This window comes from Egibacter rhizosphaerae (assembly GCF_004322855.1).
Classification (GTDB): Bacteria; Actinomycetota; Nitriliruptoria; order Euzebyales; family Egibacteraceae; genus Egibacter; species Egibacter rhizosphaerae.
Window position 1 is genome coordinate 3,521,643 of the sequence record NZ_CP036402.1, and the last position, 14,967, is coordinate 3,536,609.

The following is a 14,967-nucleotide window of genomic DNA, read 5'->3' on the forward strand; positions in this document are numbered from 1 at the left end:
CGGCGGGCTGGACGCAGTGGGGGTGCGTCGGGCGGCAAATGGTCCCGCACTCGCCGCCAGCCAGGCAGGCTACCCCGACGCGGTGCCGGCGGTCCGCCTGCTTCCCGGGATGGGGACGGCCGATCGGTCAGGTGGGTTGGTGGCCGAGGGTGCGCTGGTCATCGGGCCGGGTTGCGAGCGGCCGAGGGGGGGTGGTGCGTGCACTAGGATCGCGACGAGATCGGAAGGTTCCTCAATGCAGATCCGGCTGGGCCGTCGGGCCGACTACGCCATCCGCGCCGTGCTGCACATCGCGCGGCGCCACGGCGAGCGCGCGAAGGCTCGTGAGATCGCCGAGGCGATGCACGTCCCCGAGACGTTCCTGCCGCAGATCCTCGCCGCGCTCGTGCGCGCCGAGCTCGTCACGAGCGTGGCCGGACCGGACGGGGGCTACGCGCTCGCCACCGAGCCCGAGCGGGTGTCGATGCTCGACGTCGTGACCGCCGTCGAGGGCGAGGTGCGCTCCACCGACTGCGTGCTCCGCGGGGGACCGTGCCGGTGGGAGGACCGCTGCGCGGTCCACGAGCCGTGGGCGCGTGCGCAGCAAGCCCTGCTCGACCAGCTCGGCGCGACCACGTTCGCCGAGCTGCGCGAGGCGGACGAGCTGCTTGAGGCCGAGCGCGTCGTCTGACAGCAGGCCTGCGGGCATCGCTCCCGACGGTCCCGCACCTACGGTCGCTCGAAGTGCATCCAGTCGTCGAGGCTGCGCCAGCGGCCCCCCCACTCCCAGCCGCGGGCATCGAACGCCTCCACGACCGCGTCGCCCTCCACGATCATCCCCGGCCGCTCGTTGCCGCGGTCCAGATACGCCTCACCGGCGGGCGGGAGCACCTCGCCGTCACGCCGATACGGGTTCTGCACGGGATTGAGGTCGATCGCCGTGCCGAAGCTGTGCTCCGACCACGTGTTGCTGCCGGTGATCGGACGGCAGTTGAAGGCCGACGAATTGTTCGCCTCCATCGAGGCGTCGTCGTCGCCGCCGTAGGCGGCGATCGGTTCCATCCGCTCGATCGGGAAGCGCGCGGCGGCGAGGTCGCTCATGATGTCGGCGACCTCCCCCGCGATGTCGTCAGCGACGACGAGCTCGCCCGTCCGCAACTGGTGCGCGAAGTCCCAGTGGGGGGTCTCGACGATCGCGAGATCGGGCGGATCGACCGGACAGCCCTGCTCCCAGCTCGTGCCGTTCATCGCGTCGCGCTCGTCGTCGTTCAGTGCACGGGTCGTGGCCTCGGGCTCCGCGCCGAGGCGGATGATCCGGTCGTCGCCCGCCCGCGGGTCGCCGCGCCCGTCGGTGTTGTTCGTCAGGACCCACAGGCTCCCGTCGGGCGCGGTCACGACCTCGCGCAGCCGGCCGCGCTCGCTCGTCAGCAGCTCCTCGCTGGCGGTGACCTCGTCGCCGTCGACCTCGAGGCGCCACAGCCGCTCGCCGCGCAGTGCCGCCACGAGCACGTCGCCCTCCCACTGCGGGATCGCCCCGTCGACCAGCACCTCCAGCCCCGACCACGACGCGACCGGGGGCTGGCGCACGAACACCGGGTCCTCGAGCTCGGGGTCGCCGGTGACGCCGGTCTCGTCCGGCCAGCCGTAGTTGCCGCCGGCGGTGATGACGTTCACCTCGTCGTCGACATCGGGACCGAACTCCGAGGCCCACAGGCGACCCTCGGCGTCCCAGTCGAGGCCCTGGCTGTTGCGGATCCCGGTGGCGTAGACCGGGCTGGGCTCGCCGCCATCCCACGTGGGGTTGTCAGACGGCACGCTCCCGTCCGGTTCGAGCCGCAGGATCGCCCCCGCGGGATCCCGGGGATCCTGGCTGCGCTGGCCGTCGCCGGCGTCCCCGGTGGCGACCCACAGGTAGCCGTCGGGACCGAACGCGATCCGCCCGCCGTTGTGGATGCTCCCGTGGGGGATGCCGTCGAAGACGACCTCCTCGGCCTCCCCGGGGTCGGACAGGCGGGTGACGCGGTTCTCGTTCGCCCGCGAGTAGTAGGCGTAGAGATCCCCGGTCCCGGGCCGCTCGGCGAGGCCGAGCAGCCCCCCCTCCCCGGCGTTGTTCACGTCGAACCGGTGCACCTCCTGCGTCCCGCCCTCGGCGTCGAGCTCGAGGACCCGGCCGCTGTCGCGCTCGGTCACCAGCACGTCGCCGTTCTCGCGGAAGACCACGTCCCACGGGGCGTCGAGGCCGGTGGCGATGTCGGTCTCGGTGATCTCGACCGGGTCCTCGGGCGGCGACGGCCGCGGGTCCCCGGCGAACGCTGCGGCGAGCTCCTCGGCGACGAAGGCGCTCACCGCGGCCTCCCCACCGACGATGCGCGCGGCCTCGAGATCGACGTCGTCGCGCAGCGCCGCGTCGAGCGCATCCGTCAGCCGCTCGGCAGGGACGAGGACGAGCGGCGCGTCCAGCCGAGCCGCGAGCGGCCCGGCGGACAAGCCGTCGGCGAACGTCGCCCCGCTGGCGGCGAGGGCCTCGGTATCGGCGCCCTCGTCGAGCGCCCGCGTCACCGCCGCGATGCTCGTCCCGTAGCGGTCGTCGCCCGCCAGGCGGTCCGTCTCGTCCACCAGCGCCGCCACGTCCTCGGCCACCGCGGCGTCGAGCGCGGCCTCGCCTCCGAGCAGGGTCGCCCGGTCCGGCGCGAGCTCGTCGAGCGCGTCGGCGGTGCTCTGCGGGAGCGCGCCGGGGAGCGCGAGCAGGACCGGCCGCTGCCCGTCGAGAAGCGCGCCGGCGGCCAGCGCGTCCGCGAAGTCCTCGCCGGACACGACGAGGGCCTCCTCCACGTCGGTCCCCTCGGCGGCGGCTGCGGCGACCTCGGCGGCGGTCTCGTAGCGGTCTCGTCCGCTCAGCCGATCGACGTCGTCGACGAGGCCCTCGAGCTCGCCGGCGACCGCCTCGTCGACGGCGGCGGGACCGCCCACCAGAAGGACCTCCTCGACCTCGAGATCGTCGAGCGCGTCGGCGGTGGCGCCGGGCAGCTCGTCCGATTCGGTGAGCAGGAGCGGGGCGTCGCGGCTCGCGGCGAGTGCCCCGGCGGTGAGCGCGTCGGGGAAGTCGCGGCCCGTGGCCACCACCGCCGTGGCCGCGGTCTCCCAGCCGTCGCCGGCGACCTCGGCGGCCGTCTCGAAGCGATCGGCGCCCGCCACCCGCGGGACGGTCGGGTCCGCTCCGTCGTGTTCCGCGGCCCCGGCCGAGCCGGTGGCCAGCACCAGCCCCACGAGCGCCAGCGCGCCGACCGCCGCGGCCGCGGCCGCGAGTATCCGGGTCGAGCCGAGCGGATGGGCGGACATGTGGCCTCCTCAGGACTCCGTTTCGGGATGTGTCGTGGCTGAGACGCGCGACGGCCCACGAACGACGTGCGGAGTCGTATTCGTCAGGACCCGGCACCCTCGGGATCGAGGATACGGTCGAGGTCGATCTCGGCGACGGTGTCGAACCGGTGGTGCGCGTGGCCGAGCCGTTCGGCCGGGCCGACGCCGACCGTCACCATGCCGGCCGCGAGGGCGGCGTCCACCCCGCTGGCCGCGTCCTCCACCACGACGCAACGTTCGGCCGCGACCCCGAGCTGGTCCGCCGCGTGGAGGAACAGGTCCGGCGCGGGCTTGGCGCGTTCGACGGCGTTGCCGTCGCTGACCGCGGCGAACTGGTCGGTGATCCCGAGCCGGTCGAGGACCATCGGTGCGTTGCGCGACGACGAACCGATCGCGACCGCGAGGCCCTCGTCCTTGCACGCGAGCACCAGCTCGAGGGCGCCGGGCAGCAGGTCGGCGGGGGAGAGCTCGTCCAGCGCGTCCACGTAGTAGCGGTTCTTGCGGTCGGCCCACTCGCGCTTCTGCTCGACGTCCGCGGTGACGCCGTTCTCCGCGAGGATCCGCTCCAGCGAGTCCATCCGCGAGACCCCGCGCAGCTCGTCGGCCAGGGCGGAGTCGAAGTGCCAGCCCTGCTCGTCGGCGAGCCGCGCCCAGCCGCGCTCGTGGAACTCGGCGGTGTCGGTGAGGACCCCGTCGAGGTCGAAGATCACCGCGTCGAGGCGGGTGGCCTCGTCCGCGCGCGCTCCTGTTCTCGGCCGCACGTGCGCTCCTGTCGCTGCCGACCCGGGATCCGGGCGGGGGTGTGTGCGTCCCTGCACATGGTCCTGCCCGGGCGCGGTGAGCCTCAACCCGCCCGGGCGGAGCGACGTGCACAGATGCACACGATCCCGCCCGGGTGGGGCTCAGGTGAGCACCGCGCGAGGGAACGCGCAGGTGACGACGTAGTTCGGCTGGTCGACGATCTCGGAGATCCGTAGGTCGGCGACGACCGAGCAGAGCAGGTAGGCGTCGACCGGCTCCAGCCCGTGACGTCGGCCAAGCAGCTCGATCATCGCTCGGACCGCCTCCTTGGCCCCCTCGAACAGGTCGGGACCCACCCCGGTGGTGGCGAGCACACCGTCGCGGTCCTCGCCGTCGCGCTGGGAGCGGGTCGTCTCGAACACCGGTGCGTGCGGTGCGTCGCCCCGCACGACGTCGAGGGTCACCGTCACCGTCATCGGCGACTCGATCGCCGTGCCGCAGACCTCGCCGTCGCCCTGGGCGGCGTGCGTGTCGCCGAGGCTGAACAGCGCGCCCTCGACCTCCACCGGCAGCCACACGGTCGTGCCGGCGACGAGGTCGCGGGTGTCCATGTTCCCCCCGACCCGCCGCGGTGGGATGACGCTGTGCGGGCCGGGCTCGGCGGGTGCGACGCCGAGCGTGCCGGGGAACGGACGCAGCGGCACCCGCGCCGCGTCCCCGAAGGCCGCGGAGGAACCGCCGGTGAGGTCCCAATGGCGCAGCGCCGGCTCCGGGAAGTCGTCGGCCAGCAACCCGAAGCCGGGGATGTTCGCGGTCCAGCCCCAGCCGGTGGGCTCGAGCGCCTCGATGCGCACGGCCAGGGCGTCGCCCGGCTGCGCACCATCGATGCGCACCGGCCCGGTCGTCGGGTTCACACGCCCGAAGTCCAGCGTGGTGAGCGCCTCGGCGTCATTGCCGGGCGCCAGCTGCCCGCCCGAGGCGTCGTGGGTCTCCAGCGCGATCGTCGTTCCCGGGGCGACCTCGAGCTCGGGGGCGAGGTCGCGATCCCAGCCCGCATGGCTCTGTGCGGCGTGCAGCGTGTGCGCGGGTCTCACCGTGCCCTCCTCGTCCCCGGGCCCCTTACCGCCGGGCCGTGTTCGTCGTCCGGCCGTGTTCGTCGCCGGCCGTGTTCGTCGTCCGGCCGCGTGCTCGTCGCCGGGCCCGCCGGTCGGTGCCGCCGCTGGCCGGCTGGCACCGACGGTGTCGTGGGCCGGCCACGGCAGGGTGCCAGCTCCGACCGCGGGCGGCACCCTTGGCCCGATGTGGTTCGCCGCCGGGCTCACCGCGTTCCTCGCCCTCTGGAACAACGTCGCGAACCTCTGGCAGCCGTTCGAGCGCTGGTACATGCCGGTCTCGTTGGCAGTCGCTGCGGGGATCGTGCTGCTCAGCCGGTCCGCCGGGCTGGGGACGCCGGAGCTGGGCCTCACCAGGGCTCGTGTGCCCTCGGGTGTCGCCTGGGGCGGTGGTGTCGCGCTGGCTGCCTTCCTGTGCCTCGGCGCCGCGGTGCTGGTGCCCGCCGCGCGGCCGTTGCTCGCCGACGCCCGGATCGCGGAGCTGGGTGCTGCGGGGGTGGCGTTCCGCGCGCTCGTGCGGATCCCGTTCGGCACGGCCCTGTTGGAGGAGGTCGCGTTCCGCGGGGCGCTGCTCGGGGCCTGGGCGCGGCGGATCGGCTGGCGCCGCGCCCAGCTGGTGCAGAGCGCCGTGTTCGGTCTCTGGCACGTGACCCCGACGTGGATCGCACTCGAGGCCAACGAACTCGCCCAGGCGCCCGCGGCGCGAGTCGGCGCGATCGGCGGTGCGGTGGTGGTGTCCGCGATCGGTGGGTGGCTGTTCGGTTGGCTGCGGGGGCGCAGTGGCAGCCTGCTGGCGCCGCTGCTGGCCCATTGGGGCCTGAACGCGGCGGCGGTGACGGCCGCGGCGGCGGCGATCGCGCTCGGCTAGGCGCCCGGGTCCCGCCGTGAGCCCTGCTGTCCGATCAGCGGAATCGCTCGCGCAGCGCCAGGACGTTGTCGATGTAGGCGCGGGTGTCGTCGAACTTGCCGTACCGCTCGACCGACGCGAGGCCCTGGTAGTAGCCGGCCAGGGTGAGCTCCACGTCCCCGCCGGTCAGGTCGTGGACGTGGTCGAGGAACAGCACGCCGGCGCGGACGTTGTCGGCGGAGTCAGCCAGATCGAGGTCCTCTCCCGCGAGCCGCGTGGACACGAACGTCCCCGTTCCCGGCATGACCTGCATGATCCCGACGGCACCGGCGCTGCTCACCCGCTGCTGCTGCCACCCGGACTCCTGCCAGGCCACCGCCTTGACGAAGGCCGGGCTCCAGCCGTGCTCGTGCGCGGTGCGCTCGATCAGGTCGCCGATCGCGGGCGGGGCGGACATCGGGACGCCGTCGCCGCCCGGTGCGGACGCTCCCGAGCCGCCGGGACGGGCCTCCGGGATGCGCAGGGTCGTGCCGGCCAGGACGAGGTCGTGGTCGGCGAGGTCGTTGGCCTCGGCCAGTTCTGCGGGCGAGACGCCGTGCTCGGCGGCGATGCCCGAGAGCGTGTCGCCCGGTTCCACCGTGTACTCGGCGGTGGCCGCGAACGCGAAGGCGAGCGCGATGACCGGAAGCGTGGACGGCGGGCGAGGTCGCATGCGCGGCATGGATGCGCCTTCCGAATGGGGAAGTATGGGCGTTTCCGGCTCTTGGCCGGAATTCGCGAGCACGGCCTACCCATGTCTCCTGGTGCGGGAAACGCCCACCATGCCCGGGCTCCCCGTCCGACCGGCCACGTCCCCGGACGCTCAGCCCGTGGCGTCGGCCTCGCGAGCCCGAAGTGCCCGCAGCGTGTGGTCCCGCTCCTCGGCGACCGTCCTGCGCGCGGGAGCCGGCAGGTCGCCGCGCGCCAGGGCGGCGTCCGCGGTCTCCACGGCCTCCGTGCCGACCACCGTGCGCGGGTACGCGGCGGTCGTGATGGTGATCGCCTCCTCGACGTTCCGGTCGCGCCATGCGTGCGCCACGGTCTCGGGGTACTCGGTGACGAACGGCGCGAGGAGCGCTTCCTGGCCAGGTTGCCAGAACCCCTCGGCGATCGCGCGCCGCAGCGCCAGCGACGGCTCGTCGGAGATGGTCAGCTGCTCCCACGCGTGGGCCTTGGCCGTCGGGTCCGGGCGGGCCGCCCGTGCGGCCGCGGCCCGACGGGCACCCATGTCGGTGGGATCCCGGCGTGCCTCCTCGTCGATGCGGTCCTCGTCGACATCCCCGTGCGCGGCGAGCGCGACGAGCAGGTACCAGCGCAGGTCGACGTCGACCTCGAGGCCCTCGATCACGACGTTGCCCCCCAACAGGCCGCGCACCCATTCGCGGTGCTCGGTGTCGGCCGCGACGGCCGCGGCGACCCGGGCCCACTGCAACTGTGCGTCCGAGCCCGGGGCTGCGTCGCCGAGCGCCGCCTGCGCGGCCGCCCACATCCGCTGGCGCGCGTCCTCGCGCCGCGACGGCTCGACGAACGCCGCGATGGCGTGCTCGACGCGGCGCGTCACGACCTGCAGCAGCGGGATGGTCCCCTCGGAGGGGGCATGGTCGGCGGCGAGACCGACGAACCGGCTGGCGGGCAGTTCCGCGTCGCGGGTCAGATCCCACAGGGCACCCCAGCAGACGGCCCTGGCCAGTGGCTCGGCGATCCGCGGCAGCCCGCGCTCGAGCGTCGCCAGCGAGGTCTCGTCGAGGCGCAGCTTCGCGAACGTGAGGTCACCGTCGTTCGGCACGAGCAGGTCCGGTCGGGCAGCGCCGACCAGGTCGGGGACGTCGGTGATCGCGCCGTCGACGTCGAGCTCGATGCGTTCCCGGCGGGTGATCCACTGCCCGTCGTCGTCGTAGCAGCCGAGGGCGAGGCGATGTGGCCGCCGCGTCGGGTGCGCGTCGGGGACCTCCTGGTGCACCTGTACGTGCGTGTAGCGGCCATCCGCGTCCGACTCGACCGTCGGGCGCAGCGTCGCGATGCCGCTGGTCTCCAGCCACGTGCGCGACCAGGCCGCGAGGTCGCGACCCGAGCCCTCCTCGAGCGCGGCCAGGAAGTCGCCCAGCTCGGCGTTGTCCCACGCGTGCCGCGAGAAGTAGGCGGCGAGCCCGTCGAAGAAGGCTTTGTCGCCGACCCAGGCGGCGAGCTGCACGAGCACCGACGCGCCCTTCGCGTAGGTGATCCCGTCGAAGTGGGTCCGGACCGACTCCGCGTCGGGGATGTCGGCCGCGATCGGGTGGGTGGACGGCAGCTGGTCCTGGGTGATCGCCCAGGCCTTGGTGCCGACCGAGAAGCTGGCCCATGCGTCGGTGAACTCCGTCGCCTCGGCCAGCGCCCGAGTGCCGGCGTAGGTCGCGAACGACTCGTTGAGCCACAGGTCGTCCCACCAGCGCATCGTCACGAGGTCGCCGAACCACATGTGCGCCATCTCGTGCAGGATCGTCGAGGCACGCGCTTGACGGGAGGCATCGGTCACGCGCGACCGGAAGACGAACTGTTCGCTGAAGGTGATGCAGCCGGGGTTCTCCATCGCGCCCCAGTTGAACTCGGGCACGAACAGCTGCTCGTAGTCCGCGAACGGATAGGGGTGGCGGAACGCGGTCGTGAACCACTCGAGGCCACGTCGGGTGACGTCGAACAGCGCGTCCGTGTCCAGGTGCGGGGCCAACGACTCGCGCGCGTAGAGCCCCAGGGTCACCGGCTGGGCGCCGAACTCGCGGGCCTCGGGGGAGGGCCGCCACGTGTCGTGCACCGCGTGGAACGGGCCCGCGCACACCGCGGTGAGATAGGTCGAGATCGGCGGCGTCGCACCGAAGCGCCAGGTGCGCCCGGCCTCCGGCGTCACGGGGTCGACGGGCACCGGCTCGCCGTCGGGGGGCTGGTTGCCGATCACCGTCCACGCGGGGGGCGCGGTCACGACGAGGCGGAACGGCGCCTTCAGGTCGGGCTGGTCGAAGCACGCGTAGACGCGGTTGGCGTCGAACGGCTCGAACTGGGTGTGCAGGTAGGCGGCGCCGTCGGTGGGATCGAAGAAGCGGTGGAGGCCGACCCCCGAGCGCTCGTACGCCGCGCGGGCGGTGACCTCCACGACGTTGCGCTCCTCGAGCCCGTCGAGGTGCAGGCGCGTCCCGTCGTACGCGTCGGAGGGCACGGGCTCGCCGTTCAGGGACGCGGCGAGCAGCTCGCTGGCGTCGAGGTCGAGGAAGGTCGCCGCTTCGGGCCGCCGCGCGTGGAACGACACGGTCGTGCGGGTCCGGAACGTGGGAACGGCGGGATCGTCGCCCTCACGCAGGTCGAGTTCGACCACGTACGCGACGTCGCTGACGAGCTCTGCGCGGGCGCGGGCCTCCTCACGGGTCAGGTTGGCATGCACGCGACGGCCTTCTCTCGAGTGGGGGACCCCGGTCGTGGGTTGCAGGCGTCCAGGGTACGAGGCTTGCGGGGGAGCGGTGCGGCGGGATCGGACGGACTCGTGCACGCTGCGTTGCCCGTGGCACCGTCGATCGGTGAAGATGGGGGCGCCGCCCGACCAGAGAGGAACGAGCCACCCGTGAGCCGAGACCGCGTCGTGGGGCTTGCCCTGGTGACCGTGGGGATCATCCTCCTGACGGTCTTGCAGCTGGATCTCGCCCCCACGCTGGTACCGGCGCTGATCGGAGCGGGCTTCCTCGGCGTCTACGCGCTCACGCGACGCTACGAGTTCCTGGTTCCCGGCGGGTTGCTCACCGGGTTCGGGAGCGGCTTCGTCATCGAGGTCGAGCTCGAGGTCCCCGGCGCGACGCTGTTCGGTCTCGGGACCGGGTTCCTGTTCGTCGCGTTGCTCGACCGGCTCGCGACCGGCGGGCGTGTCGGCGGGTGGTGGCCGCTGCTGCCGGGAGCGACGCTCACCGCCGTCGGGGTGATCCAGTTCGCCGAGGCGCTCGACGTGCTAGTGGCGGCCGCCGACTGGTGGCCGCTGCTGCTCGTCGGCGCCGGATTGGCGGTCATCCTGCGGCCCGGTCCGGTGGTGGAGCGTGACGAGCCGGACGGCCACCGTTCGGGCGACTCGGCGGCGCGGCCCTGACGTCCGGCACTGCCGGGGCCGGCCCCGGGTGCTGTGCGTTCGGGGCTCAGCCGACGCGCCGCCTCACGAACCGGATGGCGGGCGCCGCGACGTGGCGGGCCACGACGAACAGCCGGTACCAACGCGGCACGGTGCGCTCAGGGGTGCCCCGGCGGGCGACGTCGACGACGGCCTCGGCGACGTCGGCGGGCTCGATCACCAGGCGGCGCCCGATCCAGGATCCGACGAGCCCCACTTGCGGAAAGCCCTCGGTGCGCACGAAGCCCGGGTTGAGCTGGCTGACCTCGACCCCGCGCCGTGCCCAGTGCGGGCCGACCGCTTCGGTGAACCCCACCGTCGCGAACTTGCTGGCCGGGTACCCCGGCGGGCCCGCGGCGAGCTTCCCGGCGACGCTCGCGACGTTGACGACCCGGCTGGGAGCGCTGTCGGCGAGCAAACGGGCGAACATTCCCATGCAGCGCACCGTGCCGCCGAAGTTGAGGTCCATCAGCGCCTCCACGTCGGCGCGGTCCTCGTCCGAGCGGAACCGTCCGCCGAACACCGCGCCCGCGCTGTTGACGAGCACGTGGCACGCACCGCGTTCGTCGCGGACGCGCGCCGCGAGGCGACGGACGTCGTCGTCGCTGGTGACATCCGCGGGATGCGGCACGATCCGGCCGGGAGCGTGGGGCGGGCGCGCGGTGGCGAGGCCGTCGAGCCGCTCGGCCCGACGTGCCACCGCGTACACGGTCATGCCCTCCTCGGCCAGCCGCAGGGTGACGGCCTCCCCCAGTCCGCTCGAGGCGCCGGTCACCACCGCGATCTTGCCGTCCAGTTCCACGCCGCCTCCTCCGTCGCGGGCCGCAGCGATGGTCGGAACACGAAGGATCGATAGTAGGGCCCGGGTGGCCGGCCGACGATCGATGGTACGGCCCGGGGACCGGCCGACGTTGGGGACGGCGGGCCGGAACCGGGGTCAGGTGTTCGCGTTCGGCGGATCCCATCGGGCATGCTGGGGTCCGCTTCCCCGCGACCCTTCCCGCGTGACGAGCGAAGGACCCCACCGGTGGATGCGCTCACGCTCTTCGACGCCGAGCTGAACCCGAGGGCGGCCGGGTCGGCGGTGGGCGTCGACACCGCCGCGGCGCCCCCCCGCCCCGCTGCCGCCCCCTGGTCGACGACCGCGGCTCAAGCGGCCGCGGGTCCACGCGTGCTGGCGGTCGACGGCGACTCGGTCGCCCACCGCGCCTACCACGCCTACGCGAACGGACGAGGCGGACGCTACGGGTTCCTCGCACTGCTCGCGGCGATCTGCGACGAGGCCGGCGCGGACGGGCTGATCGTCGGATTCGACTGCCGGGAGCGATCCCACCGCAGGGACCTCGAGCCCTCCTACAAGGCACAGCGCGGCGACAAGCCCGACGACCTCGTCGAGCTGCTGGACCGGCTGCCGCACGACCTGACGCGGCTCGGCCTCTGCGCGGTGGTCGCGCCGGGGTGGGAGGCCGACGACGTCGTGGCCTCCGCCGCCGCGTCGGCCGAGGCCCGCGGCTGGGGCTGCGCGGTGGCGACGAGCGACCGTGACGCCTACGCCCTCGCCACGGAGCGCACCACCGTGCTGCGCCTGCGCAACGCGGCCGAGCGGACCGAGCACCTCACGCCGCAGCGGCTGCGGCGCAAGCTCGGGATCGAGCCGGCGCGCTACGTGCAGTACGCCGCGCTGCGGGGCGACACGAGCGACAACCTGCCGGGGGTCCCCGGCATCGGGCCGCGGCGGGCCGCCGCGCTGTTGGAGGCGTTCGACGACGTGGAAGCGGCCGGTGCCGACCCGATCGGCTGTCGCAGCGTGCTCGGGCGCGAGGCGGGTCAGGCGCTGCTCGACGACCTCGCGCGGGGACCGGACTCCGTTCACCGACGCAACGTGGCGCTCATGAACGTGCGCCGTGATCTCGATGTGGACCTCGACGCCGCTTTCCGACGCCCCGCCCCCCAAACGGTCGCGGCCACCCTGGACGGGTGGGGCCTCGGGCCGCTGGCGGGCCGCCTCGCCGCGGCGGTCGGGGCCCGGCCCGACGCGGTGCCGCTGCCGGAGACGCCCCTCGACGGCTGAGTCAGGAGACCCCGCGCGGGCTCTTTCGGCCTACGGCTGCAGGCGGAGGCGGTCGACGGTCGCGTCCTCGATGCGCGCCTCGGACCAGGGCACGTCGAACTGCTCGCCCTCGAGCCACGCATCGATGGTGTCGCTGTAGTGCCGGTGGCCCGGATGGCCCGACTGGCCCGTCGTGGCCTGTCGCGTCGACTGGTCGAGGTCGCCGAGGTCGACCACCATCCGCATGGAGGGCAGCGCCCGCACCTCGTACCCCTCGTCCGCCGCCCACGAGGTCGCGTTGACGATGCCCGTCCCGCCGTCGACGGGGTAGGGACCGCGGTTGAACAGGGCCTCGACCGGTGCGATCCCCGACTCGCCGAGCGTGCCCTCGACGAACGTGACGGTGTGGAGGTCGCCCCAGCGCCAATCGTCGGGGTCGGTGCCGAGCTCGCGTCGCAGCTCGAACCACGCGGTGGCGAGCGCGTTCTCGAGGGCGTCGTCGCGGGTCTCGGTGACCGGGGTGTCCGGGTGGTCCCACCACGGGCTCCCCGGGTCCTCGAGGGCGCGGCGCACGACCTCGAACCACCGAGAGTTGCCCTCGGGCTGGTACGCCTCCGGCAGGTACGCGCCGAACGTCTGCGAGAGCAGCGCCCGCCACGTCGCCGCGTACGCCGCGGCGCCCGCGCTGTCCGCGTGCGCGCGCCCGTCCCACTCGTCGAGCAGGTCCCCGAGCTCGGCCACCGCAGGCGCGTCCGAGTCCAGCGCGAGCAGATGCGGCACGAGGAAGTCCGCTGACCCGTCCCTCGTGTCGAGCTGGTCGGCGGCGGCCGCGGCGACGTCGATGTCGCCGCCGGCGTCGACGCGTCGCTGGAGCATCTCGATGATCCGGCCGGCCCGGTACCCGTGCTCGTCGTCGACCGAGAGGAACCACGGGTAGTCCTCCGGTGGCACGGGATTGTTCGCGGTGACGATCCATCCTCGGTCCGGATCGGCTTCTCGCGGCAGCTCGTCGAAGGGGATGGAGCCCTGCCACTGATACGCGTCGTCCCAGCCGGGTGCGGGCACCGTCCCGTCGCCGGCGCCGCGAACGGGGATCGTGCCGGGCGCCTGGTACGCGATCGTGCCGGCGGTGTCGGCGTAGACGAGGTTCTGTGCCGGCACCTCGAAGCGGGCGGCGGCCTCGCGGAACTCCTCCAGGTCGCGGGCCCGGTTCATCGCCGGTAGGGCCTCGAAGACCGTGGTCGGCTCCAGGGCCGTCCAGCGCAACGAGATCTCGTGCACCGGGTCCGCGATGCGCCCCCCGCCGGTTCCGGTCGGTGCTTCGCCATCGGTGCGCTCGGCCAGGGGCGACGGCTCACCCGCGCGCGCGGCGGTACCGTCGACGTCGAGCTCGTCGAGCGGCTCGAAGGCGTCCGAGATGATCGGCCCGTTGCGCGTGACCCGGATCTCGAGGGTCTCCACGGAGCCGTCGCTCGCGTGCAGCTCCTCGGTGAGGACCTCGGCCTCGGCCGGGCCCTCCCCGGTCTCGTAGCGGGTCGGGTCGTCGGGGTCCACGCGCTCGACGAACAGGTCCTGCACGTCGGGGTCGAGGTTGGTGAAGCCCCAGGCCACCGAATCGTTGTGGCCGATCACCACCCCGGGGACGCCGGGGAACGAGAACCCGGTCACGTCGTCCGCGCAGGCCTCGGTCCGCTCGCGGCAACGCAAGCCGACCTCGTACCAGATCGCGGGGCTCTGGACGCCGATGTGCGGATCGTTCGCGAGCAGCGGGGCGCCCGAGGAGGTGTGCTCCCCGCCGACGACCCAGGCGTTCGAGCCGATCCCGTCGGTGACCGGTCCGAGGGCACGCTCGCCGGCCTCCAGCGCTGCGGCCGCCCTGGCGAGCGCGTCGGCGACGCCCGGGCCCTCGGACGTCTCGGACGCGAGGTTCGAGGACCCGGGGGTCGCCGGACCCGTGTGGCTCCCCTCGTCGTCGGGGTCGGACGGAACGATCCGCGGGACGTCCTCGGGGTACTCGGGGAACAGTTCGGCGATCTCGTCGTCGTCCAGCGTCCGGGCGAGCACGGCGCGCTCGAGCTCCTCCTCGAGGTTCCCCCCGAGCTCCCACGCCATGAGCTTGAGGTACGCGAGGGTGTCCCGCGGGTGCCACGGCTCGGGCTCGTGCGCCACGCCCGTGAGGCGCAGGAGGGGGAACCCGACCCCGAGCTCGTGCGGCGCGCGATCCTCGAGGTAGGCGTTGACCCCGTCGGCGTACGCGTCGAGCAGCCCGCGGTGCTCGTCGTCGAGGGCCGCGTACTCCTCCTCGGCGACGCGGTGCCACCCCAGCGTGCGCAGGAACCGGTCCGTGTCGCGCTGCTCGGGTCCGAACAGCTCCGCCGTTCGGCCGGCGGTGATGTGGCGCATGGTCTCCATCTGCCAGAACCGGTCCTGGGCGTGGACGAACCCCTGCGCGCGGTAGAGGTCCTCGCTCGTGTCGCCGAGGAGGTAGGGGACCCCCCGCTCGTCGCGTCGGGCCTCCACCTCCGCGTCGAGGTCGGCGAGCCTCACCTCGCCCGCGTGGTCGGGGTAGGCGGCTCGAAGGAGCAGCCATCCCCCGACCGTCACCCCGAGCACCGCGGTCAGCAGCACGACCAGCAGCGTGACGACCAGGCGCCGCGGCCAGCGGCGAGGTGCGACGGATGACGCCAAGGCAGCTCCGGGTCGGCGGTGGGCCGTCGAC

11 protein-coding genes are annotated in these 14,967 nt (G+C 73.9%); 4 read left to right on the forward strand and 7 right to left on the reverse strand.

The features are described 5' to 3' along the window. Positions 1-235: 235 nt before the first annotated feature. Entirely contained in the window at positions 236-670 is a 435-nt protein-coding gene (locus ER308_RS16210; RefSeq protein WP_165492173.1) for an RrF2 family transcriptional regulator, read from the forward strand. 38 nt (positions 671-708) lie between these two features. Here ER308_RS16210 and ER308_RS16215 read toward each other — a convergent pair whose 3' ends face one another. The 3 genes from ER308_RS16215 to ER308_RS16225 form a co-directional block, all read right to left on the reverse strand. Then, complete coding sequence (locus ER308_RS16215) at positions 709-3,318, reverse strand: PQQ-dependent sugar dehydrogenase (protein ID WP_131155958.1); 2,610 nt, start codon at positions 3,316-3,318, stop codon at positions 709-711. Between the two features lie 83 nt (positions 3,319-3,401). Then, a complete protein-coding gene (gene pgmB / locus ER308_RS16220) occupies positions 3,402-4,100 on the reverse strand; it encodes a beta-phosphoglucomutase (RefSeq protein WP_131155959.1) in 699 nt (232 codons plus the stop codon). 141 nt (positions 4,101-4,241) lie between these two features. Further along, on the reverse strand, positions 4,242-5,174 hold the full coding sequence (locus ER308_RS16225) for an acetamidase/formamidase family protein (protein ID WP_240731831.1): 933 nt from the start codon (positions 5,172-5,174) through the stop codon (positions 4,242-4,244). Positions 5,175-5,379: 205 nt separating this feature from the next. Between ER308_RS16225 and ER308_RS16230 the strand changes: the two genes are divergently transcribed. Continuing rightward, positions 5,380-6,060, forward strand: coding sequence for a CPBP family intramembrane glutamic endopeptidase (locus tag ER308_RS16230; protein ID WP_131155961.1), 681 nt, complete (start codon positions 5,380-5,382; stop codon positions 6,058-6,060). 34 nt (positions 6,061-6,094) lie between these two features. On the opposite strand, the gene ER308_RS16235 is transcribed toward ER308_RS16230, so the two are convergent. Together ER308_RS16235 and pepN are read right to left on the reverse strand one after the other, a co-directional pair. Then, a complete protein-coding gene (locus ER308_RS16235) occupies positions 6,095-6,760 on the reverse strand; it encodes a lytic transglycosylase domain-containing protein (RefSeq protein ID WP_131155962.1) in 666 nt (221 codons plus the stop codon). A 141-nt stretch (positions 6,761-6,901) separates the two neighbouring features. Further along, complete coding sequence (gene pepN, locus ER308_RS16240; protein ID WP_131155963.1) at positions 6,902-9,490, reverse strand: aminopeptidase N; 2,589 nt, start codon at positions 9,488-9,490, stop codon at positions 6,902-6,904. 177 nt (positions 9,491-9,667) lie between these two features. On the opposite strand from pepN, the gene ER308_RS16245 reads away from it, so the two are divergent. Next, positions 9,668-10,180 carry a hypothetical protein gene (locus ER308_RS16245; RefSeq protein ID WP_131155964.1) on the forward strand — a complete coding sequence of 171 codons (513 nt, stop codon included), beginning with the start codon at positions 9,668-9,670 and terminating at the stop codon, positions 10,178-10,180. A gap of 46 nt (positions 10,181-10,226) precedes the next feature. Here the strand turns inward: ER308_RS16245 and ER308_RS16250 are convergent, their stop codons facing one another. Next, on the reverse strand, positions 10,227-11,000 hold the full coding sequence (locus tag ER308_RS16250; RefSeq protein WP_131155965.1) for an SDR family NAD(P)-dependent oxidoreductase: 774 nt from the start codon (positions 10,998-11,000) through the stop codon (positions 10,227-10,229). Positions 11,001-11,225: 225 nt separating this feature from the next. On the opposite strand from ER308_RS16250, the gene ER308_RS16255 reads away from it, so the two are divergent. Then, positions 11,226-12,269, forward strand: coding sequence for a 5'-3' exonuclease (locus tag ER308_RS16255; protein WP_165492174.1), 1,044 nt, complete (start codon positions 11,226-11,228; stop codon positions 12,267-12,269). Positions 12,270-12,299: 30 nt separating this feature from the next. Here ER308_RS16255 and ER308_RS16260 read toward each other — a convergent pair whose 3' ends face one another. Beyond that, positions 12,300-14,936 (reverse strand): penicillin acylase family protein, encoded by a 2,637-nt coding sequence (locus ER308_RS16260; protein WP_165492175.1) that lies wholly within the window; start codon positions 14,934-14,936, stop codon positions 12,300-12,302. Positions 14,937-14,967: the final 31 nt, after the last annotated feature.

Excerpts from the sequence above, each read along its gene's own strand:
- ER308_RS16215 (WP_131155958.1), bottom strand. The coding sequence starts at position 3,318 with ATGTCCGCCCATCCGCTCGGCTCGACCCGGATACTCGCGGCCGCGGCC.
- ER308_RS16235 (WP_131155962.1), bottom strand. The coding sequence starts at position 6,760 with ATGCCGCGCATGCGACCTCGCCCGCCGTCCACGCTTCCGGTCATCGCG.
- ER308_RS16230 (WP_131155961.1), top strand. The coding sequence starts at position 5,380 with ATGTGGTTCGCCGCCGGGCTCACCGCGTTCCTCGCCCTCTGGAACAAC.
- ER308_RS16210 (WP_165492173.1), top strand. The coding sequence starts at position 236 with ATGCAGATCCGGCTGGGCCGTCGGGCCGACTACGCCATCCGCGCCGTG.